The organism is Tenacibaculum caenipelagi, assembly GCF_004363005.1.
GTDB classification, from domain to species: Bacteria; Bacteroidota; Bacteroidia; order Flavobacteriales; family Flavobacteriaceae; genus Polaribacter; species Polaribacter caenipelagi.
The window spans coordinates 733,869-756,398 of the sequence record NZ_SNYH01000001.1 but is presented as its reverse complement, the minus strand read 5'-3'; the positions used below and the strand labels follow the sequence as shown (position 1 = coordinate 756,398).

The 22,530-nt window shown below is 29.3% G+C and carries 23 protein-coding genes; 19 read left to right on the top strand and 4 right to left on the bottom strand.

Features of this window, described 5'->3' with window-relative positions:
* Positions 1–42: 42 nt before the first annotated feature.
* The gene (locus tag DFQ07_RS03455) at positions 43–618 is read left to right on the top strand and encodes a DUF7738 domain-containing protein (protein WP_133534876.1); all 576 of its coding nucleotides are present in this window, start codon (positions 43–45) and stop codon (positions 616–618) included.
* Between the two features lie 10 nt (positions 619–628).
* Positions 629–859, top strand: a complete 231-nt coding sequence (locus tag DFQ07_RS03450; RefSeq protein ID WP_133534875.1) for a hypothetical protein — start codon at positions 629–631, stop codon at positions 857–859.
* Between the two features lie 110 nt (positions 860–969).
* Here DFQ07_RS03450 and DFQ07_RS03445 read toward each other — a convergent pair whose 3' ends face one another.
* Both DFQ07_RS03445 and DFQ07_RS03440 read right to left on the bottom strand, forming a co-directional pair.
* Positions 970–2,334 (bottom strand): DUF5458 family protein, encoded by a 1,365-nt coding sequence (locus DFQ07_RS03445; RefSeq protein ID WP_133534874.1) that lies wholly within the window; start codon positions 2,332–2,334, stop codon positions 970–972.
* A 31-nt stretch (positions 2,335–2,365) separates the two neighbouring features.
* Positions 2,366–2,821 carry a hypothetical protein gene (locus DFQ07_RS03440; RefSeq protein WP_133534873.1) on the bottom strand — a complete coding sequence of 152 codons (456 nt, stop codon included), beginning with the start codon at positions 2,819–2,821 and terminating at the stop codon, positions 2,366–2,368.
* A gap of 89 nt (positions 2,822–2,910) precedes the next feature.
* Between DFQ07_RS03440 and DFQ07_RS03435 the strand changes: the two genes are divergently transcribed.
* The 17 genes from DFQ07_RS03435 to DFQ07_RS03360 all read left to right on the top strand — a co-directional run bounded on the left by DFQ07_RS03435 (position 2,911) and on the right by DFQ07_RS03360 (position 19,402).
* Positions 2,911–3,345 carry a GPW/gp25 family protein gene (locus tag DFQ07_RS03435; protein ID WP_133534872.1) on the top strand — a complete coding sequence of 145 codons (435 nt, stop codon included), beginning with the start codon at positions 2,911–2,913 and terminating at the stop codon, positions 3,343–3,345.
* A 41-nt stretch (positions 3,346–3,386) separates the two neighbouring features.
* Entirely contained in the window at positions 3,387–5,165 is a 1,779-nt protein-coding gene (locus tag DFQ07_RS03430) for a type VI secretion system baseplate subunit TssF (RefSeq protein ID WP_133534871.1), read from the top strand.
* A 5-nt stretch (positions 5,166–5,170) separates the two neighbouring features.
* Positions 5,171–7,612, top strand: a complete 2,442-nt coding sequence (locus DFQ07_RS03425; RefSeq protein WP_133534870.1) for an AAA family ATPase — start codon at positions 5,171–5,173, stop codon at positions 7,610–7,612.
* Complete coding sequence (locus DFQ07_RS03420) at positions 7,597–8,538, top strand: hypothetical protein (protein WP_133534869.1); 942 nt, start codon at positions 7,597–7,599, stop codon at positions 8,536–8,538. The genes DFQ07_RS03425 and DFQ07_RS03420 overlap by 16 nt, the downstream gene beginning before the upstream one ends.
* 10 nt (positions 8,539–8,548) lie before the next feature.
* On the top strand, positions 8,549–9,427 hold the full coding sequence (locus DFQ07_RS03415; protein ID WP_133534868.1) for a TssN family type VI secretion system protein: 879 nt from the start codon (positions 8,549–8,551) through the stop codon (positions 9,425–9,427).
* On the top strand, positions 9,420–10,577 hold the full coding sequence (locus DFQ07_RS03410) for a hypothetical protein (protein ID WP_133534867.1): 1,158 nt from the start codon (positions 9,420–9,422) through the stop codon (positions 10,575–10,577). The genes DFQ07_RS03415 and DFQ07_RS03410 overlap by 8 nt, the downstream gene beginning before the upstream one ends.
* Positions 10,578–10,589: 12 nt before the next feature.
* A complete protein-coding gene (gene tssO, locus DFQ07_RS03405; protein ID WP_133534866.1) occupies positions 10,590–11,075 on the top strand; it encodes a type VI secretion system TssO in 486 nt (161 codons plus the stop codon).
* A 4-nt stretch (positions 11,076–11,079) separates the two neighbouring features.
* Positions 11,080–11,526 (top strand): type VI secretion system TssO, encoded by a 447-nt coding sequence (gene tssO / locus DFQ07_RS03400; protein ID WP_166627709.1) that lies wholly within the window; start codon positions 11,080–11,082, stop codon positions 11,524–11,526.
* An 11-nt stretch (positions 11,527–11,537) separates the two neighbouring features.
* Positions 11,538–12,470: a PKD domain-containing protein gene (locus DFQ07_RS03395; RefSeq protein WP_133534864.1), complete on the top strand. Its 933-nt coding sequence runs from the start codon at positions 11,538–11,540 to the stop codon at positions 12,468–12,470.
* Positions 12,428–14,797 (top strand): type VI secretion system protein TssR domain-containing protein, encoded by a 2,370-nt coding sequence (gene tssR, locus DFQ07_RS03390; RefSeq protein WP_133534863.1) that lies wholly within the window; start codon positions 12,428–12,430, stop codon positions 14,795–14,797. Before DFQ07_RS03395 ends, tssR begins: the two co-directional genes overlap by 43 nt.
* 40 nt (positions 14,798–14,837) lie before the next feature.
* Positions 14,838–15,623 carry a type VI secretion system tube protein TssD gene (gene tssD, locus DFQ07_RS03385; protein WP_133534862.1) on the top strand — a complete coding sequence of 262 codons (786 nt, stop codon included), beginning with the start codon at positions 14,838–14,840 and terminating at the stop codon, positions 15,621–15,623.
* A 6-nt stretch (positions 15,624–15,629) separates the two neighbouring features.
* On the top strand, positions 15,630–17,159 hold the full coding sequence (locus DFQ07_RS03380) for a hypothetical protein (RefSeq protein ID WP_133534861.1): 1,530 nt from the start codon (positions 15,630–15,632) through the stop codon (positions 17,157–17,159).
* Between the two features lies 1 nt (position 17,160).
* The gene (locus DFQ07_RS03375; RefSeq protein WP_133534860.1) at positions 17,161–17,817 is read left to right on the top strand and encodes a hypothetical protein; all 657 of its coding nucleotides are present in this window, start codon (positions 17,161–17,163) and stop codon (positions 17,815–17,817) included.
* 36 nt (positions 17,818–17,853) lie between these two features.
* Complete coding sequence (locus tag DFQ07_RS15815) at positions 17,854–17,976, top strand: hypothetical protein (protein ID WP_262708946.1); 123 nt, start codon at positions 17,854–17,856, stop codon at positions 17,974–17,976.
* A 6-nt stretch (positions 17,977–17,982) separates the two neighbouring features.
* A complete protein-coding gene (locus DFQ07_RS03370; RefSeq protein WP_133534859.1) occupies positions 17,983–18,243 on the top strand; it encodes a hypothetical protein in 261 nt (86 codons plus the stop codon).
* Between the two features lie 211 nt (positions 18,244–18,454).
* Positions 18,455–18,655, top strand: coding sequence for a hypothetical protein (locus DFQ07_RS03365; protein WP_133534858.1), 201 nt, complete (start codon positions 18,455–18,457; stop codon positions 18,653–18,655).
* Between the two features lie 18 nt (positions 18,656–18,673).
* Positions 18,674–19,402: a tetratricopeptide repeat protein gene (locus DFQ07_RS03360; protein ID WP_133534857.1), complete on the top strand. Its 729-nt coding sequence runs from the start codon at positions 18,674–18,676 to the stop codon at positions 19,400–19,402.
* Positions 19,403–19,500: 98 nt separating this feature from the next.
* Here DFQ07_RS03360 and DFQ07_RS03355 read toward each other — a convergent pair whose 3' ends face one another.
* Both DFQ07_RS03355 and DFQ07_RS03350 read right to left on the bottom strand, forming a co-directional pair.
* Positions 19,501–20,373, bottom strand: coding sequence for an outer membrane beta-barrel protein (locus tag DFQ07_RS03355; RefSeq protein WP_166627708.1), 873 nt, complete (start codon positions 20,371–20,373; stop codon positions 19,501–19,503).
* 32 nt (positions 20,374–20,405) lie between these two features.
* A partial coding sequence (locus DFQ07_RS03350) for an HYR domain-containing protein (RefSeq protein ID WP_166627707.1) occupies positions 20,406–22,530 on the bottom strand: 2,125 nt, incomplete at its 5' end.

Below are 22,530 nucleotides of genomic sequence, written 5' to 3'. Positions count from 1 at the left end.
TTAATGTTTGGATGTCAACCAACAGTAAAAAAAACGCGAACTATGAATGATACCCTTGAATACCAGAAGTTTATGACACAAGAACATCGTTTTGAGCTAAATGGATGCAATTTAAAATACAATGACAAACCTTTTGAGTTGGGAATGTCTATGCAACAATTTAAAGAAATTTTTGGGAATGAAACCTCTAGTTATCAAAGTGAATTTCAAGATGAAAATACTATAAAATATTTTTGGAAGGATTTAGGTTTAAAAATTACTGTTTTTAACTCACATATAACGCATATATATATATATATACAAAACACTTATTTAGAATATCCTAATGTACATATGATGGGAAATAGAACTATCGTATTTAATGATATATTGCTTAATCAAACAGACAAGATGCATGAATATATTAAACGAGCTGATACAACATTTGATGAAATAGGTATTAAAAGTAGTGGTTATACCTTCAGGTATCCATGTAATAAAGAACTTATTTATTTTTTAGACTCTCCTGTTTCATATTATAGAAAAGGAGGTGGTCACTTATATATAAGTGGAGATTGGAAACTAGAAGAAACTAATGAGGTGAAAAGTATTCACATTTATTATGATGAAAAAATATAAGTAAACTATCATGCTAGAACAATTATTTTTAAAGTATTTAAGTAAAAAGGGAAAGATTTTTTATTTCGTTGGGCAAGTAATATTGTTCGGTCTTTGGGCTTTTATTGTACTAAAGGTATTAAATCATTCCTTAGAGAATGGTCGAGAATTATTTTATACAGGATTAATCGGTATTTGGGTAGTTTGGACAGGTCTTAGTTTTCTTTTCTTTAGAGAAAAAGAAACTAATAATATTGAGTAACACTTCTTAATCAATGTCTTATTGAAAGTAAGGAAGTAGCTCTTACTTTTAAGGAAATAAAAAAGAGAGGAATTAATTCCTCTCTTTTTATGTATAAATTATTATAGTGTTTATTGTTGTAAATATTCACTATGCCATACAGCATCTTCAGGACCATCACCTTTGTGTCCGTCTAATTGAATAACAAAACTTTTTGCTGGGAAATACGGAGTAATATGAATATCTAATAATACTCTGTCTTTTTGATCTCTGTCTTGTTCTATTTTCATTACCTTAAAACGTTCAATTAGTTTTGTAGGTCCTTGAATATCATCTAAGAACTTAACTATTTGACGACGTAAATCGGCTTCTGTTCTTGAACTCCAGTTTTCAAAAGCTCTTCTGTTTAAGAAATCGAATAATACTTTAGTTATATGATCAAAAACACGAACAACAGAGTAGGTTTGTAAACCTAAGTTGTCTCCATTAAACAATGTTTTTGCAGAGAAAGCCATTACTTTGCTATACTCATTAACCATAGGCACTAGTCCCATTTTCTCAATTTCTGAGATTTCACTCTTTTTAAGATCAAATCTTACGCTTTCTACTTCGTTAAGACCTCCAAACTTTTTACCAGCAACAACTTGTGACATTAAAGTGTGGTATATCTTACCAGCTAAAGCTGAAGATGGTGGTACGTATAGGTTGTCTTCTTCTCCTACAGAGTCTTCCTTTCTACGTCCAAGAAGCCAGTTACAAGTCATTAAAGTGTTTGATTTGTATATTTCTCCACCAGCGTGGTTTACATTGGCAAACATATCAACAATATCGTCGGCTGTTTCTAAGTCTTGGAAATCGGTAAGTAAAACTGCTTTGTTTTCATGAGCTATTTTAGACCATTTGTCTAATACAGCATTAGAACCTAAATACCCAGGAACTACTAAAATCGAATAGTTATCTTTTAAGTCTAACCTGTCAAAATTTTGTTTAAGTTCGTTAGATACAAAGTCTATAAAAAGAGGGTTTTCTAAATCTTTTAACTGGTTTAAATCAGCATTTAAAATAGTGATATTTTTTACTTTATCACTCTCTGTGTTTTTGTAAAATAAAGCAACAGATCTGTACGAAGTTTCTAATTCTTTGGTACGATCTAAAGTTCTTTTAAGGTTAGTGTTTAAAACAGTTTCAATGTTTGTAGCTTTTTCTTTAGCGGTGTCACACATTTTTTCAATGCTTTCACCATTTTTTAAAATTTCTAACCAAACAGAAATTCTGTTTTTTAAGTTTTTTCTTTCACTTTCCCATTGCTCATCATTTAAGAAAAGGTTTTTTCTCGCTTTTCTTTTAGGGTTTAAGTTAGAGTAACCATCAACGATGTTTTCTATAAAGGAAAATCCTCCATACTCTTTAATACCCTCAATAGCACTTGCAACCTCTTGACTTGGAGATTGGATGCTTTTCTCTTCTAATTTTTGTGTTTTTACTTGTGTAGACATGTTTTAATCTTTTCTTTTTATCAATTTTTTTTTACTTCTCTGACTGCTCAATTTCTTTAACTGATTCTTCTAAAACTTTAATAAATACATCTCTTGTTTCAGGGTTACTTAGTGCTTTTATTAAAGCTCTGTTTGAAGATAATTGTCTAGAGATTCTTAAATACTGATCTTTTTCAATGTCTAATTTGCTTAAAAATGGACTATTAGCTTTGATATTTTCAACGTTAAAATCACTCAGATTATTAAAATCTAAAGTTTCTTTAACATCGGCCCCGTTTTCATCAATATGTTCTAGTTGAACAGATGGTGAAAATTTTTCAAAAACAGCTTGAATAGTGTCTAAGCCATAAACTGCCTCGGGGGTTGCAGGAGCTTCGTCCGTTAATTTTTGAATTAAAAGGGTTTTGTTTGAAGAAATGTCAGCAATTGACTCATTTGCGTCAACTTTTACTTCATTTCCTCCAATACCATAATTGTAAATTGCCATAATAATTTTTTTTGTTTATGATACGAATCTAGTAAATTATTGATTAAAAAAGTTATATTTACCGAAAAAAAAAAGAAAAGAGAAGAGAAATGAAGTACATGAAACTTCCATTAGACTTTTCTAGTCTAATTAAAGGTGATTATGAAAAAGGCAGGTTAGATTGCTCTCTTGAAGAATCCATAGCACAGCACTTAATGGTAATATCTACCCTAAAACAAGGAGAAGTTTTTGGTAGACCTAACTATGGTTCTGATATTTGGGATTTGGAGTTTAATCAATTAGTTAAAATTAATAAATGGGAAGAAAAAGTTAAAGATTCCTTATATGACGCTTTTTCTGAATATGAACCGAGACTTAAAGATATTCAAGTAAGTGTTCGGCTCTCAGAAATAGATGATAGTACAGAAACAATAGATGTACACGTAAGGAGAAAGGCAGAAATTAAAGTGTTTGGAACCATAGTTGAAACCGAAGCCCCTTTTAATTTCGCCACACTTTTTTATATTAGCCCTTTATCACAATAAAAAGAAAATAAAAAGAAAATAAAAAAGCAGGTCCCCCACCTATGAAAGATGAATACTTTGTGAAAATAAAAGATAGAATGTTAACACGTTCTATGGAATTATGGGGTATTAAAGATAAAAGGAATGTTGATCCCATTTTAGATTTAATGCTTCACACTTTTGCTTATGAAATTTCAAAACTACACCAGCAGATAGAACTTTCTGATAAAGAATTATTAGATAGATTGTCTAGAGTATTGGTGAACAATAAATGGTCTTTACCATCTCCTTCACACGCTTTATTAAAAGCGCAACCAGAAGAAAACACCACCCTATTAAAAGTCTCTGATCATTTTTATTGCTCTAAAAGGCGTTTTGGAGAAGAGAGGTTAGATGTCTTTTTTACACCAATTATAACAAAGCAACTTATTAATGCTTCTGTAAAATACATAGGGTATGATGATAAGCTGGTATATGAGAATAAAATTGGTAATATAGAAGAAGCTCTTAACCTATCATCAGAAGAAAGAATTAAAGATTATGAACTTTGGTTTGGTATAGAAATGCCAGATGATTTGTTAAATGAAGTTAAAGAGTTGTCTCTCTCTTTTATCTTAAAAGATAGTGCATTATTGCCTTTTTTAAAGACAATGAAAGTGTATGATGTAAACGGAAATCAAATGTCTTTGCAAAGGGAGGTTTTGGTTAATGAAAATGAAGAGGTACATTATTTTGACGATGTAGTTTCTTTTTATGAAGACTGTTTTTACATGTTAGGCTTAAATGAGTCTTGTAAAGAAAAAAAATCAATAAATGAATTATTTGATGAGCAAGCAAATTTCTTTATTGAGCCTAAAGACCTAGATGAAAAATTACTTTGGTTTAGAGTAAGGCTTCCAGAAGTTTTTTCTAAAGATAAATTAGAAGGAATAGATGTAAGTTTAAATACTTTCCCTGTAGTTAATAGAAGATTAGAGTATAAACAACATAATTTTAGGAAGAACGGGAGAATACTATCAATGTTAAGTAAAGGAGAAGATTACTTTTTAAACATTGAAAGTTTAAATGATGATAGAGGAAATAATTATACAAATGTTATAAAAAATTCTACTGAAAGTTTTGAGGGAGGGTATTCTCTGTATTTTGGTGATATAGGTAGGTTTGATACAAGAAGTGCGAAGACGATGTTAAGTAAAACATCGCAAACAGTAAGAGAAGAAGGAAGTGCTTTTTCTTCTATAGGTTATGATATTATACAAGCTTATTTAGATGATTTACATGAAAAACTTGACGAGATAGATAAAAAAATTTATTTAGAGTTTGGAGAGGTAAATGCAAATAACGACAAAACTTTCTTGTTAACATATCCATATAAAGATGCTTTTAATTATGAATATCAATATTGGTTAACTAACGGAAACCAAGCAAATGGTATTGATAAGAGTTATACTTTTAATCAATACAGAATGGGTAAGTTCATAAACAATACGATTACATTAAAAACAGAAACTATAGGAGGTTATATAAGAAAAGAAGAGCATGATAAAATAAATGGTTTGCGATATGGGCTACTTACTAGAGAAAGAATTGTAACGAAAGAAGATATTAAGAGTTTTGTTAAGAGTAAAATAGATGGTTTTGTAGAAAGAGTTGATGTAAAAGATGGAGTAGCCATTTCAAAAGAAAAGAAAAAAGGATTAATAAGAACTACAGAAGTACATATAAAAACTATGAAAAATTTATTTTCTAAAGAAAAGCAAGAATTATTTAGTTATTATCTTGAAAAAGAGTTAGAAAAAAAATCAGTTTCAAATATAACTTATAAAGTATTTTTTATTTAAAAAAGATGATAGAAAGAGATTACAGCTCAAGTACTTTATCAAGTATAAAAAGAGCTAAAAGCATTGCTTACAAAGAAAATCATAGCACTTATGGTGTTTGTCATTTAATAACAGCATTAATTAATGAGCCTACAGGTTTAGAAGAGGTAATTAACGGTATGGGAAAAGACGTTAATTATATTCTTGAGTGGTTTGAAGTAATGCAAGAAATGTACAAATCAACTCCATTTAAAGGAACAGAAGACGTGCGCCCAGATGATGAGGTTGTTAAAGTTTTTGAAGAGTCAGAACGCTCAAAAATTAAATTAGGAACAGATAATATAGATGCGCTTTGTGTTTTCGCAGCAGTTATAAGAGACGGAGTTGTATATTCTAGTCAACAAATAGAAACTCTCGGAATAACTGAACAAGAGGTTCTAAAACATTATAATGCAAATGAACCTGTTTTTATAGAATCAGATTTTAAAGGAGATGTTTCTACTATAAACTCTTATATAGACAACCTACAAACAGAAGAAGTAATTCAAAAAGGAAAGCTAATCTTAGGAAGAGAAAAAGAAGTAAGATTAACATTAGAAAATTTTGAAAGATCAGAAAGCAAAGGAGTTATTTTAGTAGGAGATTCAGGAATAGGTAAGACAGCTACAATAAATTACTTTGTAAGAGAGCTTAGTTATAGTACGGATGAATATTTAAAAAGTCATTTAGTTTTTAAATTGAATGTACCAAGATTGTTAGCAAGTGCTGGTTCAGAAAATGAAGCGAATAAAAAAGTATCTGAACTTTTTTCTAAACTAGAATCTATTAATGTTCCTTCGATATTAGTTATAGATGATCTTCATGTGTTACTTGAAAACTCTACAGGTAAGGCAAACGCTATTGTAAACATATTAAATGCCCAGTTGAGTGAAGGGAAAATTAATATGATTTTTACAATTAATGCAGACTCATACAGAAAAAATTTAGAAAAACATTCAATTAATAGCAAGTTAGAAGTACTAAAGTTAGAAGAACTTGGAGAAGTTGAAATGTTGAAATGCTTGCATAAACATAAGAAAAGATTAGAAGAACATTTTAGCATTAAGATATCTGATAAAGCTATAGAAGAAACAATTCACCTATCTAAGAGGTATTTTAAAGAAAAGAAACTTCCTTACGGAGCTATAGATTTAATCGATAAAACTGTAGCTGCAGTAAAAATGAGTAATGCTACCGTTACTGAAGAAGTAGATAAAATAGAAAAGAATTTTAAAGAGATAAAAGATTCAGAAAAGTTCAATTTTTCTGATTTGCAATTAGCGTTAAATACGATATATAGAAAAGTAAGTGTTATTCAAACGTCAAGAGTTAATAAATCATTCCAACTATTGCCCGATAATCAAAATTTAGAGGAAGAGGTTGCAAAGATTGATGGTTTCTTATCAGCTTTAAAGGAGTTAGCGAATGACAGCATAGATACAGTAAGTGAAATGGATATTGAAGCTGTTGTATCAGAAATAACAGGAATTCCTTTAGGAAAAATTCAAACAGAAGAGAAAGAACGACTTTTAACTATTGATGAAAAATTAAAAGAAAGAGTTAAAGGGCAATCTAATGCTATTCAAACACTCTCAGATGCTATTATTGAATCACGAAGTGGACTTAGCAACCCTAAACAACCAATAGGTTCTTTTTTCTTTTTAGGCCCTACAGGTACAGGGAAAACAGAATTGACAAAATCGTTAGCAGAATTGTTGTTTGATGATGAAAATGCAATGATTCGTTTTGATATGTCTGAATTTAAAGAAGAACATTCTGCAGCCTTGCTTTACGGAGCACCTCCAGGTTATGTAGGTTATGAAGAAGGAGGGATGTTGGTAACAAAAATAAGACAACGCCCTTATTCAGTAGTTCTTTTTGATGAAATAGAAAAAGCACATAGCTCGGTTTATGATGTTTTTCTTCAGTTAATGGATGAAGGAGTTATTCATGATAAATTAGGAAGAGAAGGAGATTTTTCGAATGCGATAATTATTTTTACATCGAACATAGGAAGTCAATGGATAGCAGAACAAATAACAGAAGGAAAAACTCCAACCTCTAATGAGCTAATAGAGGTAATGGCGCAATATTTTAGGCCTGAATTTTTAGGAAGGTTAACAGAAGTAGTTCCTTTTGCTCCAATTAACCAAAAAGTTGCACAAGATATTTTAGCACTACACTTTAATAAGCTAAAAAAGCAATTAGAACAGCAAAAACAAATAGAATTAGATATTTCTGAAGATGCCTTAATGTTTTTATCAAAAAAAGGATACTCACAAAAATATGGAGCAAGACCTATTGCAGGTGTAGTAAGAACCTATGTTAAGAAAGCGATGTCTAGAATGATAGTCTCTGAACAGGTAAAAAAAGGCGATCATGTTTTACTAGATCATAAAAACGAGAATCTTGTATGGGAGCTGTTGTAAAAGAGGATTATATAGTAATTGAAGAACTTGTTCGTAACATGGCATCTGATTTTATTGCAGAGGCTTTTGTTGGGGAATTGGAGTACTTATTAGACAAAAATATTCTAGATACCTTGATTGTCAAAAATCATGGGATGAACGCTAGAGCTCAATCTAAAGATGTTTTATATGTCGACTCAGTTTTTACTTCACAAGATGTAGATTTCAAGGAGAATATAGTTGTGCATTTAAGTAAAAGCAGCATATATCACCAATTGCCAGAAATATTTTTTTACCCACTTTCTTTAGGGGTGAATTCAAGCAATAAAAAAGAGGTCGTAAATACTATTCGTAAGAATAGAGAAAAAGAAAAAAGGGATCTTGATTTCTTTACATTTTTTGATACTGAAATTTTTAAAGAAAAGGTAAAAATTAACAATAGGAGTTTAAATTTTTTTTCAGATAAGAGATCCAAAAAGAACTTAGTAGATATTTTCAAACAAATAGTTAATGCTGATTTGTTAATTTCTGATGAATCATTTTATAAGTTGTTTCTTAATCTATGTAAATCAGAAGTTTTTAAAGAAAATCTACCAGAACTTGAAAAGTTAATACATACGGTATTAGGACTTAAAGTAAAGATTGATTATGTGCCTAGTGTTATTAATGAATCTCCTTTTTTAAGCTTAGGAGATGCCGTTTTAGGTGTCGATTTAGGTTTAAGTGGACAAGTATATAGTGAGATAGATGATGTAAAGGTTGAAGTTCAATTAGAAAATGATATTGAAAATTTTAAAACCTTAGAAAGGAATACTTTAATGATAAAGGAAGTCTTAAGCTTTTTTCTAATTTCATCAAGGAAAATTAACATTACTTTTAAATCAAACCCTACTCAAGGCTTTATTTTATCTGAGAAGTTTTTAGGGTACAATTCGTATTTAAATTAAAAAAAATATTATGAATATAATAATAGTATATTTTTTAAAATTTCTTTTAGCACCATTAATAGCTACTATTTCATTAGTAGTTTTAAATAATATCATAAAAACAAAAAAGGCGTTTAATATTAAAAAGGCAATAGTTTTAATATTGTTAACAACTCTTATACTCATAGCCCCCGTTTTTATCAGTGTATTAAAATATGAATTTGTATGGATAGGTTTGATGCTTACAGTTTTATGTTATGTTTTTTTGGGCGTTTTCTTTACCTTTTTTACAAATACAAAGTTTTATAAGTCAATAGGAATTGACAATAAATTCCATACACTATTTTTTATTTTTATAATAATAATTCTTTCTGGATGGTTGTACTACTTGATTTTTGAAAAAATAAGCGGGCTTCCTTACGCCATTTGGGCTATGTTATCTGTAGTCTGGTTTGTTTTACCCTTTTTATACAACATGACGTTAAGTTATTTCTTAAATATATCAAAACCATTTTACAAGGCCTGGAGTGTTTCAAATGACGAAGCCAATAGTATGTATTGGGATAATGTAGATGTATTTAAATTAATTCAAGTTACGGTTAAGATCAAAAGAAATCCAGGTGATGTAAATTATAGTTCCTTTTCGGTAAAATTACCGTTAGAAGTTTCAGTAGGTAGATGGTTTAACCGTTTTGTTGAAGATCAGAATTTTAGATTTCCAGACAGAATGATTGATACATTTATAGAAGGAGAACCTATTGGCTGGATATTTTACACCAATAAGTGGTTTAACGTTCCTCTTTTTACAAAAGTTTTAGATGCAGAAAAGGATGGAAGGTTTAACAAAATAAGAAATAAGCAAACTATTTATATTAGAAGAACAACAATAAATACTATTGAGGATGAATAAGAAGATGAATCATTTACCCGTAAATTGGACTGATGGAGTTAAAATATCAGCAGAACATTTTTTTAAAAGTTATAATAATGTCATAGAAACTATTAAAGATTATAGTTCGGTTTGTCTTAAAAGTTATGAATATGGATTAACAGAGAAAACAAGTAACTTCGAAAATTTACAATTAGAAGCTTTAACAGATGGAGATAATTCTTTAATAATTAAACTCAAATCTTGTAATGCTATTACGCAGGGGGGGTATAGAATTATTTATCATCCTAATTTATACGGAGAAGATTCACCTTCTGTAACTTTAAAAACCTCAGATTTTGATAAAACAGAAAGCGAAGAGTTTTATGTAATCTTAACATTGTCTCCTTTTGAGTATTTGCCTGTTGGAATGCCTGATCCTGAAGTTTTGCCTTTACACCACCCACATGTACTACCTAAGTTAAAATTGCATACTGTGCCGGTTTCAAAAATAAATACAAGTTTTTTAAAAGAACACTTCTTAGTAGTATCAAAAATTTTGTGGGTTAATGGATTGTTTTCAATTGACCAAGATTATATTCCTCCAGTGGTTAACCTGTCGGCGAATGAACAATTAGAAGATTTTAGTAAAGGATTATTACAAGTTCTTATTAGTGTTAAAAATTATACAGTTAAGGTTTTTAAAAAAAATAATGAACAAAAGAATAATAATAAACTGGTTATAAATACATTCTCAATTTGCGAAATACTACAAGAATATTACAGTGATAATATATTCAATTTAGAAAATCTTTCATTTAAAAGATCTCCAATCTATTTGGTAGATAGATTAGTTGTTTTAGCAAATAAACTTTCAATTTGTTTAAGTATTATGAACGATAAAGAGAAAGAGGAATTACTACAGTATTATTATCAATGGACAGATATTAAACCTTCATATATTCTAGACATAATAGCAGACACTGTTAATGTTAAGTATAATCATATTGAGATTTCAGAAACATTTGGTGTGTTGAATAAGTTTGTAACTATGTTAGAACGTATTTTTAAAAAAATGAGCGAACTAGAATATATAGGACAAAGAAAAGATAACATTGTAATCAATGAAGAATCAATAAGTCAATTTAGCGGAAGTAAGGGGAGAAATACTACTTGGAGTATAATTGATTAATAAAGAATTGTTATGAAAGCTTTAAATTATAAAGATAGGAGAAAACAAATCTCTAGGTTTTTTTTATCATTTTCTTTTACAACTGTAATTCTATTCTGTTGTTTTTATGTTACGCTAGTAATTGCAGACAAAGGCGTGGGGCTTATAGAAGACAAACAGGCGCATTATAACGATGTTTTCAAGAAGCAAGCAATGTTGAATTTTAAGATGGAAGAGCTTTTTAAAAATTTATATAGTTTAAAAAATAAGAGAAGAAATATAGGAGAGTACAGGCAAATGCAAAGAATCATTACAGATGCCAGAGTTGAAATAAGAGAAGATATTGATAGCACAAAAATTGAAAACCGTTATTATAAAGTTTATGGAGAATTCTTATCTGAAATAAGAAACATACAATCGCTATTAGAAAATTATAATAAAGAGGTTGATAAAAGGGAGGCGAATAAAGAACAATTAGAAAAATGTAGAGAAAAGTATAAAGATTTAAATAGAGAATAGTGTTATGGACAAGTATGAAGTTTTTTGGGAAAAAATAAGGTTTTTTTTGCTGTTTTTAATACTGTCAACAGGAGTATTTATAATACTCACAAAGTTTATTTTTAAAGTACCTGTTGTTGAGAGTAAAGAATTACTTAATAGTATAAATGCTTCTGAAGAAGTTTTTGAAGTACAAGAAAATTATACTAAAAACATTAAGAATACCCACAAAAAGATACAAGAAATCCCTTTTGATGTAATTCAAATCCAAGTGTTAGACGAACTAGATAAGGAAATACAACAATATAAAAGAGTGTATCGAGATAATGACATGAATAACAGATACATTTTTGCGGTACAATCATCAAAAATTCTCAAAATGTTTTTTGATTTAAGTGAAGAATTCAACGCACTAAAAAGAAACAACAAAGTTCTAAAAGAGAACTTAGAAGAATGTAAAGCAAATATTTAAATCTAGAAAAAATGTCTAATAAACTTAAGCTAGCAATATTAATTTTTATTGCTTTATTACTACTAATTCTAGCAATCTTTATACCATATAAATCAAGACTTAGTAATCTAGATTTTTATATATCAGAATCTAATAACAACTATCAGTTTGAGGTTGGAGAAAAATTATTTTTTCTTTTAAATGATACAACCTTAGTTAACGGAAGAGATGTAGTTTGGCATTTGGGTAATGGAGATTCTATTGTAAAAGCAGGTAACATTAACTATAAGTATCCTAAGAAAGGAAAATACTTAGTGTCAATTGCCGTAAATAATAAATTTATAGCATCCAAAAAAATAGGGGTTGTTTCTTTGCCTAAAATATCTCCTAGAGATTCGTTAGTAAAAATACATGGTGTTGATGAAGGATATGCGGGAGAAGAACTAGTGTTTTTTACTGAAGGTAAGGGGGTTAATACATGGTACTGGGAGTTTGGAGAAACAGGTACAGTTGATGCCTATGAAAAACAAGTAATCTATAGGTACACAAAACCAGGTGATTACAGAGTGAAACTTCAAACAAACACTTTAAAATACCCTATTTATCATTATATAAGAATTCTACCCCGATTTGAAAAAGTAGAAGAATTAGAAAAAGTTGATTCTTTGGGGGTGGTACAAAATGATATTAAAAAAAGACTTCAAGCAATTGCAGATAGTAAGGTTACTGACAGAAGTACCTTTTATAAAAACCTAAACTATATTAAAAACAATTACACATGTAACCAAGCAGAAGATATACTAGTAATTGTGAATGGAGGGAGATATAATGACTTTTTTAGCTATTGTCAAGGGTTACACTATCTAGAAAATAAGAGAAGAAGTAAAATAATTATTAATAAAGTTGAAATAGATACAATTAAATGTTTCAAAAGACTAAATGTAACACAAAGCTTATTACGATAACAAAGCATATCAAATTAAAACTGTTTGTTTTACTCCTTTCTCTATATTCTTCTTCTATTATTTCTCAAACCATAGGAAGTTATGAAAAAATAGAAAAAGTAAAAGGAGGTAAATTTAACTATTTAAAAAAAGTTGATATAAAGTATGATGAGTCTGTAAAAATGGTTTTTTCAGATCGAGAAAACAACTCTTTTTATAAAGGCCCATATGTACAAGAAAAATTTAAAAAGAAGGGCTTACTTACACCGTTATATGTAATTAACGAAAAAGAAAATTCTTACGAAGTAGTGGTTGCTAATCCCGAACAGATAGGGAAACCAAAAGGAATTTTTTCCATGTTTTATGGTGATAAATATAATTTTAAAGACAAGGAACAAGTAGAATATTTAGGATGGATACCTAAAAATAATGTAATTAATTATAATCATTCTTTTCTTGAAACTTGTAATAATAGACCTATAAAATATAAGGTAGGAACCGATAAAGTTTTGAGACTTTTTGATTTAGAACCATATATGAAGGTCGATTCGGTTAATGTATTTAAAGACCCATTTTTTAAAATTAAGTCAGCTAAAAAATTGCTGTCAAATCAAGTCGTATATGCCTATAAATATGATGAAAAAGGAAAAGCAGTTTTTATATCTGATCAACCCATTTTAAAAGACTCTATTTCTCAAACTGTGGGTTGGATACCATCAAATTTAATAAAACGTATCGGTCAAAATCAAGTATATGTTATAAAAAAAACAGATAGTTTATTAGCTGTTAGTAATAAAGACACTATAAAACTTGCGGGAGAGGACATTTATTCAAAGTATTTATATACGGGGTCTAAAAATTTAAAAGCAGATATAACGAATGATTTAATTGCACCAGTACATGTTTGGAATCATAATGAAAACAAGTTAATTAATGTAAAAGGGAATAGTTTTTATACAAAAGAAATAAAGTTTATGAAAGAGGAATCTAAAGTCGTAAACCTTCACTTTATTTCTAAAAATGAAGATAGTGAGCATTTAAAAAAAATACTTAACTCGTTACAAAGTTTGTATATATCTTTATTTAAAGCTTCTTCTGATATTCAATATAATTTTTCTGCAATTTTAATAGATAAAAAAGGGGCTTCTGTATTTCATAAATCAACCTCTTTTTCTGAATGGATCAACTTTATAGAATCTTTTATAGAAACAGGTGAAAATAACTTAAACGTTGAGTATGAAACAACAAAAATGTCTATACCTAAAGCAGTTGATTATGCAATAGATAACTTTTCTGATGAAAAAAAACGTTTCGAAAACAACATTTTTATAATCGCGTCAAGTAAAGAAAATAGCAATGATATAAGTAAGGAAAAAGATTCTTTTTTTGAAAAGATAGCTAAAAAATCACCCAAAATTGTTTTTGCTCAACTAGATAGTGATAAAAGTGCTCGATCTCAAAATTATATATTAGGGAGTAAGGAGTTTTTGTATAAAACAGGGAAATTTTATAATGAGTTCATTAAAAATTTTATTGTAGATAATAAAATCATTGTAGAGCATAATATTTTAAAGAATATATCTACAGATGAAGATAATGTTTATATATACGATGCGCCTGATAATAGTTTGTTTAATGGAGGGATTGTTTTTCCTGGTATTGAAAATTCATTAACACCAGTATCTTTAGAAAAAACGATAGATTCTATTTTAGAAAGATCAAACTTAACAAACCGAAAACTTATTTCGTCATTAAATTATTTTAATAAAAAACTTGGGGTTTTAAGAAGTAAACCAACAGCTGCTATAAAAATAAAATATAAAGAGTTAGCTACCGATAGTTTAAGGCTTTTTCAATTAAGTAGAAATAATTTACATGAGGTACTTTATCAAAAAGTAACATTACTTAATGATAGTATTCTTAAAAAAGGATATATACTCGATAAAGATGAAATTCTAGCATTGATAGAAAATTATCGCAGCACATTTCCTCAAATGGCAAAGCCTCTTACAAGAAAAAAGAGAAGAATAATGAAACGGCTTTACCAAAAACAAATAAAAATAGTAAACAAAGCTGCCTACAGATATATTTTGGGTAGAAAAACTACCATAGCCGATTTATTTTATTTTAAATCAGGAATACCATTAAATCACAAAGGATATTATTGTTTACGAGTACATAAGCTGCCCAGAAAAAAAATAGAAAAAAGTGGTTTTGAAAAATTTTATTTTCAGCAGTACGAAAAAATAAATAACTTAGAAGAGTTATTTTTAAAGAACAAATTGCAAAAAATAGAAGAAGGCTATAAAAAAGAAGTATTCTTTATACCTTCAGAACTATTGCCCTAAAAAAAGAAGGTGAAACCCCAAAAAATGCAAAATTGAAAAGATGAATGTTAAAGCAAAATTATTTGTATGCGGAGAAGAAAGAGAGCTTTTCGCTACTAATTTAGACTACAATCGAATTTTTGACGTAAAAGGCAAACCAACCTCTGCTTTAATGGGAGGAACTATTTCTGTTACTTTTGAATCGCAAATGTACGATGACAGTTTTATTGAATGGATGATTGCTGACAGAAGAGAGAATAAGAAAATACGCTATCCGTTTAACCTGTATGAATTAAGAGATGGTAAAGTAGTTTTTTATGAAGATGATTTTGATGGACTAGAAATTTTTGAGTATAGTTTTAAAGATGCTACTCTTATAAATTATCAAGAAAAGTTTTGTAACCAAAAAGGCATGTATGTAACCCTAACCATATCGCCTGCAATGCAAGATTATCGATTTTTCAGAAACTCAAGCTGGAACCAAAAAAGTACTACTCGTTATATCAAGCATTGGCAAGAAAGCTATGTGCCAATAAAAGAAGCTGCACCTTATAAAGCTAAAGAAGATACAACACCTCGATTTACTTGTTACTATACCGATTTACAAGGCAATAAACAAGCCGAACCACATACAGGAGAAGAAGTGTACTTAGTGTTGAAAACAGAAAATGCTATCGGAAAAACAATTGATATCGATTTAAGTAACCATACCAAAGATTTTATATACAATGATAAGGTTATCGAAAACGATATTATAAAAGATTTTAAGGTAACTAGTAGCGAACATAAACTTAAGTTACGTGTAGTAGTTCAGCAAGAAGGAGAAAGAGAAACAATACAAAATTAATTAGCTATGGCAACACTAATCGTAAAACCAAGCAATACTTTAGGCATTAAAATCCAACGAGTAAAAAAAGCCTATTTAGCAAAAAAAGAAATTAAAGGTTCAGAAAAAACAGGAGAAACACATAGTTACACTTTTAAAGGAACCAATAGTACAAGTACTAAAGCTCGTAAAGAGAAGATAGCAACAATTATTTATGAAAAAATAAAGAGCTCTTTACAAAAATCAAAACAGCAAACTACCGTTAATGATATCGTAGAAGTACTTGAAAAAGATTCATATACGAAAGGAGATTGTATTGATATTCCTTTAACTCTACCAAAAATAAAATTTACCAAGCTTACTAGTGCGAGTTTAGGTGATGAGGTATATATAGTTGTAGAAACAGAGAACATGTCTGGTAGAGAAATAAAAATGAACTTAAAACAAGGAGGGGATAAAAAGGTTTTAGCTGAAGTAAAAAAAGGAATTTATGTAACTCAAAAAAGTAATAAACAAGCAAGTTTACTGTTTACAGCTACAGTAGGTGAGTTTGCTAAAAAAGAAAATTGTGCAAATGCAAAAGACTATATAGATCAAGCAATAGCTAAAGTAAAATTACAATCTACTAAAGAAGATAGAAATAAAGAATATAGGGAAGCTTTAAATAAAGCGGTTGATAAAAAGGCGTTACTTTATATTTCAATGGATGCTGAACCTGAAAAAAACGATTGGTTTTCAGTGAAGTATGAAGAGGTTTTTGATAATCGTCCTAATCTTTGGTATTATGGAGAAGGAAATTGGTTTGAGTTGAAGGATAATTCAACACTTGAATATAATATTTACAGTAATGGTAAAATTGAAAAGAATAAAATTAAAAAACCTAAAGAAGTTTTATATAACTATTATGATGCCAAAGGAAATAAACATAGATTGGGAGAGACAAAACTGATTGAAGTAGATAAATGGCAAAAGAAAAATATTAAAAAGAATCCAATAGAAAAAACATTATTGTTGGATGCCAGACAGCTAGATAAGTATTCTTCAAAAGAAGTGAATTATGGTATAGTTAAATGGTCAACATCAAAAAAAAGATATTATATAAATCCCGATTGTTTTGCTGGTTTAATAGGAGCCATGATAGAGGAAGGGATAGTAGATTTAGGATCAACAGGTTTTAGTGATATTAATGGAAGCCCTGGAAATAGTACTAGCCACATAAATGGAGAAGCAGGAGATCTCAGATATTTAAGTACCAATAAAGATGGTGGTCAAACGTATTTACAACATTCACATTTTGATTATGAAAGGCAAGTAAAGTTTAATAATGCATTATATAAATTTGGGTGGGGAAGAGAGAAAAAAATGTTATCAGAAAATTTTGAGAGGTTTATAGAAGAAAAAGAAGTTTTAAATCCTAAAACAAAGAAAAAAGAAAAAGTAAAGATTACTAAAACTACATTATTACCACATACCCAACATTATAAAACTGAAAAAGTACGTCATTATCATCATCTCCATATTTTTGGATTTGATTTTTCTAAAATTAAAGAGGTTTAATATGAGACTATTTATTTATTTATTCATTTATTTATTTATTTCCTGTAAAGTATCTAAGGATAACGAAAAAAAGCTTGTTCAAGTTCCCCCAGTAGAAAATATACAAACATTTAAATGGGATACTGTTTCTATTAAAAAATTGCCTTATAAGTATTCGTATGATTATAATAATGATTTTTTATTTGCTCTTACTGATAGCCTAAAGCAGAAAAACGAAATAAATGAGAAATCTGAGTTGAATTTTTTATTCTCTGATAAAACTAAGTTTAAATTAAAAGAGGATTTGTACGCAAAAGAGGAAGACGGATATCCTTATCAAGGGAAAGGATATTTTTATAAGAGATTTCCTAATAATGATAAATATAAAGTGCTTTTATTTATTTATTCAAATAAAGAGCAAGATTATTATTTACCATATTTTGAATTACAAACTATAGACGGTAATAACAAAACTGTAGATAAACTTATTGTTGTGGGAGGAAAGAATTATGAATGTGGATGGGATAGAAGCTTTGAAATTGATGAAGATTATACAATTACAACTATTGATGAGCAATCTTGTTACGATTTAGAAGAAGAAAAAGAGGTTGAAAGAGTAATGTATACAAATAAGTATAAAATAGATACCCAAGGTTATTTTAAGAAAACAAAAAAATAAGATTATTTTATAATTAAAGTAGAATAAGTTCTATTTATGTTTTTTGAGTTTGATGTAAATTTCTATGGAATAGAAGGTTTTAAAATCAATAAATTTTATATAACAAATAAAGAATTAGAAAAACTAGAGATTCATGATTGTGGAGATTTTGGAGGATAGAAATACATGAGATATTTATTGATATTATTTTTATTCACATTGCCTTTAAAGTGTGAAAAGAATTTAAAAAATAAAAGAGAATCTGGGACGGATAAAGATTTTATCCAGACCACTAAGGTTACAGGAGATAAAATAAATCAGGATACAATAGGAGTAAAAAGTAGTTTAGAAGTAATTAAAAGTATTTATAAAGAAGCTTCCTTAAATCATGGAATAATTTTATCTAATAAATGGATAAAGGGAACTGAAACAGTTTTTTGTTTTTGAGAATAAAGAATTAGAAGAAAATTTAGGTAAAAATGTCAATGGTTATGTTTATATTTTTGATAAAGAAAAAAAATATAAAAAAGCTATAATAGATACTTTTGAGCCTGAAGGTTCAAATGCGGTAATTGAAAGTTTTTTCTTTTATAATGTTGATAAAGATTCAGAAAAAGAACTTATTGTTTTATGTTCTTGGAAACAAAAGTTGGGAGAAATGGCAGAAGGGAAAATGTATAAATTTTTTGCTTATGATGACTATAAGCCTAATCAGAATAAACTTATTTCACTAGAAGAAATCAATAGTCACTTTGGTATTGAGTTTGAGGGAATACAGGAAGGTGAAGTTGTTAATGCTAAGTTTAAGTCTGCTGAAATAATAAAAAAAGAGCTTTCTAAAATGAATTTTGAACAATAAAAAAGCTAGAAATTTGTATTGAATAAAATTATAAACAAAATAATAATATCACTTATTCTAGTTGTTTTTTTTATTCAATGTAAAAAGAACAGTACGGCAAGTAATAAGATAATAGATAAAAACACTGAGCCGACCTTAGAGATAACATTACAAGGTAAAGTTCAGGATGATGATAAAAAGGAGAATTTTTTAGTTGAAGGAATATACTTTCCAGATGAGTTTAGTGAAGATTGTGACTTTTGGTTAAAAATAGATAAGGAGGAAGAAAAATACTTATATACTTTTTTTAAAGGTTCGAAAGTAGAAAAAAAAGGAGAATTATTTTTAAAAGAGAAAGAAATGAGCTTTTCAAATGAATTTAATAGCTCTTATTACAGAGATACTATTTTAATTCAAAACTATGGAAACAGTATGAACTACTATGAGCGAATCCCTTACTGTAGTTTTAAATACATTAGCCTTATAAAACAACTCAAAGTAGATGAAAATAATTTAGTTTTTTTTAATGACAAAGCTTATTTTCTTGAGCAATCGAGGCTTTATGAAGAAGCTGTTTATATTCTAGAAGTAATCATAAAAGAGTTTCCAAACAGGACAGTTGCATATATTAATTTAGGAGATGCATATTGGGGCTTAGGTAAAAAAGAGGAAGCTAAACAAGCTTATAATGTTTATGTTGAACAAATGAAAACTAAAAGTAAGGAAAGTAAAATACCAAGTCAAGTCTTAGAAAGGATAAAAGAATAGATTTGTATAAATATTTAAAGAAAACTGTAAAGTTTACAAAAAAAGGATTGAGCTTTATAGTTCAATCCTTTTTTTGATAAGATAATAAAACCTAAATTCTAGAGCCCTTGAAAGGCATATCTTATTTTTAGTCCAAAAGAAGAAAGTTTCATTTTTTCTGAATACTCAGAATTAGAAACAGCGTTATATTGTAAAACTACTGGAGAGGTACCAGAAGGGTATATAACAACTTCGTCTTTAGAAACTTTTTGTTTAGAATCAGCAATAGAATTTAGCCCGATGTCAAAGAACAAACCTACATAAATAGCTTGCTTTTCATTTAAATAATGTTTCACCCCAGACTCTAGAGTTGTAGACCATGCTATTCTAGTGTCTAAATCTTGTTTGGTAGTTTTAATATTATTAAAGGTGCCAAAGCCCATAAATTCAGGATCAAATAATTCAGTATCATATTGAGGGTAATAACCACTAGTAGAAAGTGTACCTATATTTGTTTGATAGGTAGCACTAGTAGTAAAACCTACCTTTAACCCTGTTAATGCATAAAATCGATATTTACCTGTTGTAGTTTCATACTGCACAGTTAAAGGAATGTTTACCTTACCTATTTTTTGAGATTCGTTATAATTTTGGGCAGCATATCTAAATTCAAAAGATTCGTTATCATAATCAGTGGTTGTATAACTACCACTAAGATTTTTAAAATCTATTGATGATTTATATGCTTGAAATTCCACACCAAGTCCTATACTCCAGTTATCATTAACATAGTAAGAATGTCTTAGGTCAAAAGCATATCCCGTTTTATTCTTGGCGTCTCCATTATTTAAGTTATGAGAGATTAAACTAATGGTGCTGGCAGCACTCATAGCAATTTCTTGTTTTTTATTTTGAGTATTAGCATACTGATATCCTAATAAACAAAAGGTTATTCCAAGTATAGATTTAATATGATTTATATATGTATTCATTTTCATTTTTATTGGATAATACTTGTACATGTTTAATTGGCAACTATTAATTTAAGTGTTTTGTTATAATTAGGAGTTTGAATTCTTACAATGTAAGTTGCAGAAGCAAGCTTTTCAGAAAGTGGAATTATGGTACTTCTCGAAGAAGATTGTACCTGTTTAATCAATTTTCCTGAAAGTGAATAAACACTTATTTGCATTTGTTTTAATTCCTCTTGTGCAAGATCTACATTTACTGTTATAGCATTTCCTTTTTGAGCAGGATTAGGATATAGATTTGCTTGATTTGTATATTTTAATTCTACATTAAAAGTACAAGTTTGAATCACATCACCATCTGCAGTGGTCACTTTTAAAGAGTAGTTGTCAGAAGGATTTAAAAGATCAGTAACATTGTCACCTACAGAATAGTATTGATTAGTTCCAACTACCTGTCCATTTCTATACCATTCATACGCTACAAATTTATAACCACCATTGGTAGCGCTATTATTATTCGCTAAAAGCACATTATCAAATTTCTGAATAACAATTTCAGAGAAATCAAAACGTTTTTCAATAACAATGGTGTATTCTATAGTATTACTTTGGTCTTCTGAAGTAACAGTTACTGTTTGTATATAAATTCCTGCTTTTGGTATAGTAACAGAAAAGTTATGACTAGGAGTAATTGTAGCAAAGGCTTCAGTAACAATAGAAATCTCAATAGAATCATCCGTATTATCACAATCGATTAGATAATATATTGTGTTTTGAGGATCCGTATAATCAGTATTGCCTATAGTTACACTTTTTATAGTAGCATCACTACTTTCTTCTTCTACTGTCACATTTTGTGTTTGGCTTGAAGAATTTCCATAACTGTCGGTATAGGTCCAGTTAATAGTATAGTTTCCTGGAGTATCGTATGTTAAAGGATCTGTAGTCGTAGCTGTAACCGCACCTGCACAATTATCAGTAGCTGTTGGTGGAGTAACTGTTACGTGTAATTTAGCAGTTGCAACTGGTAAAGGAGTTACATCTGGAGTTGGTGCCATATTATCAATAACAGTTACTGTGGTTTCGCAAGTAGTAGAGTTTCCACTTACATCTGCAACAAACATGGTTACAATGTTGTCACCAACATTAGAACAATCAAAGGTACTTACATCAAAGGCAAAGGTTAAATCACCACTACAATTGTCATAACTACCATTATCAATATCATTTTTATCAATAGTAGTCATACCGTTAGCATCTAAATAAACAGTAGCGTTTTTGCAAATTGCTGTAGGAGCAACATCTTCCAGTATTGTAATAGTTGTAGTGCAACTGGTTTGGTTTCCACTAGCATCTGTCACCGTCCAGGTTATCTTATTTTTTCCTGTTGGTAATAATTCATCAGCCAAAGTGTCGCTGTTGTTATAGTTATTGGTAACTATTAAGTTTACCGTACAGTTGTCATCCATATCTAAGTACGCAGGGTCAAACTCAGTACCCTGTACACGATAATTACAAGAGTCATGGTTTACATCTCTTGTTGCTTTTCCTGGACAAATAATTATAGGTGGTTCATTGTCTTCTACTGTAATAGTAAAGCTACAGGTTTCTGTATTTCCAGCATTATAAGTAATAGTCCAAGTGATAGTGGTTCCGTCAGAAACAGAAGCTCCATTAAGAGAACTAGCATTATTGAAGTCATTTATAATTGAGGATACTCCACAGTCATTTCCAAAGGTAGGGTCAAATTCAGTACCTTGTATTTCGTAATTACAAGAACCTGGGTCAGTACTTCTTGTTGCATCTGTTGGACAAATAAGAGTAGATTCCAGTTGTTTAATTTCCACGGTTGTAGAGACAGTTTCACTACAGGTACCGTAAAGAGTGATTTCATGCATACCTACAGGAAAGTTATCTATGGTAGTGTACCCATTATCAAGACCTTGGTTGATCGATCTAGACCCTGTTCCTCCATTAGGATAGGTAGATTGAATGCCTATGAAGTTAACACTACCGTTCCATTCCAGATTAATTTTTCCTGTACTGTCTCCTGCGCCAAAGCAAATATCAATAGGTACAGCATTGGCAATAGCGAGTTCCTCTAGTTGTTTAATTTCCACGGTTGTAGAGACAGTTTCACTACAGGTACCGTAAAGAGTGATTTCATGTATACCTGCA

Bases quoted from the DNA above. Each gene is read 5' to 3' on its own strand.
- DFQ07_RS03455 (WP_133534876.1), top strand. From the start codon at position 43: ATGAATGATACCCTTGAATACCAGAAGTTTATGACACAAGAACATCGT.
- DFQ07_RS03450 (WP_133534875.1), top strand. From the start codon at position 629: ATGCTAGAACAATTATTTTTAAAGTATTTAAGTAAAAAGGGAAAGATT.
- DFQ07_RS03445 (WP_133534874.1), bottom strand. From the start codon at position 2,334: ATGTCTACACAAGTAAAAACACAAAAATTAGAAGAGAAAAGCATCCAA.
- DFQ07_RS03440 (WP_133534873.1), bottom strand. From the start codon at position 2,821: ATGGCAATTTACAATTATGGTATTGGAGGAAATGAAGTAAAAGTTGAC.
- DFQ07_RS03435 (WP_133534872.1), top strand. From the start codon at position 2,911: ATGAAGTACATGAAACTTCCATTAGACTTTTCTAGTCTAATTAAAGGT.
- DFQ07_RS03430 (WP_133534871.1), top strand. From the start codon at position 3,387: ATGAAAGATGAATACTTTGTGAAAATAAAAGATAGAATGTTAACACGT.
- DFQ07_RS03425 (WP_133534870.1), top strand. From the start codon at position 5,171: ATGATAGAAAGAGATTACAGCTCAAGTACTTTATCAAGTATAAAAAGA.
- DFQ07_RS03420 (WP_133534869.1), top strand. From the start codon at position 7,597: ATGGGAGCTGTTGTAAAAGAGGATTATATAGTAATTGAAGAACTTGTT.
- DFQ07_RS03415 (WP_133534868.1), top strand. From the start codon at position 8,549: ATGAATATAATAATAGTATATTTTTTAAAATTTCTTTTAGCACCATTA.
- DFQ07_RS03410 (WP_133534867.1), top strand. From the start codon at position 9,420: ATGAATAAGAAGATGAATCATTTACCCGTAAATTGGACTGATGGAGTT.
- tssO (WP_133534866.1), top strand. From the start codon at position 10,590: ATGAAAGCTTTAAATTATAAAGATAGGAGAAAACAAATCTCTAGGTTT.
- tssO (WP_166627709.1), top strand. From the start codon at position 11,080: ATGGACAAGTATGAAGTTTTTTGGGAAAAAATAAGGTTTTTTTTGCTG.
- DFQ07_RS03395 (WP_133534864.1), top strand. From the start codon at position 11,538: ATGTCTAATAAACTTAAGCTAGCAATATTAATTTTTATTGCTTTATTA.
- tssR (WP_133534863.1), top strand. From the start codon at position 12,428: ATGTTTCAAAAGACTAAATGTAACACAAAGCTTATTACGATAACAAAG.
- tssD (WP_133534862.1), top strand. From the start codon at position 14,838: ATGAATGTTAAAGCAAAATTATTTGTATGCGGAGAAGAAAGAGAGCTT.
- DFQ07_RS03380 (WP_133534861.1), top strand. From the start codon at position 15,630: ATGGCAACACTAATCGTAAAACCAAGCAATACTTTAGGCATTAAAATC.
- DFQ07_RS03375 (WP_133534860.1), top strand. From the start codon at position 17,161: ATGAGACTATTTATTTATTTATTCATTTATTTATTTATTTCCTGTAAA.
- DFQ07_RS15815 (WP_262708946.1), top strand. From the start codon at position 17,854: ATGTTTTTTGAGTTTGATGTAAATTTCTATGGAATAGAAGGTTTTAAA.
- DFQ07_RS03370 (WP_133534859.1), top strand. From the start codon at position 17,983: ATGAGATATTTATTGATATTATTTTTATTCACATTGCCTTTAAAGTGT.
- DFQ07_RS03365 (WP_133534858.1), top strand. From the start codon at position 18,455: ATGGCAGAAGGGAAAATGTATAAATTTTTTGCTTATGATGACTATAAG.
- DFQ07_RS03355 (WP_166627708.1), bottom strand. From the start codon at position 20,373: ATGAATACATATATAAATCATATTAAATCTATACTTGGAATAACCTTT.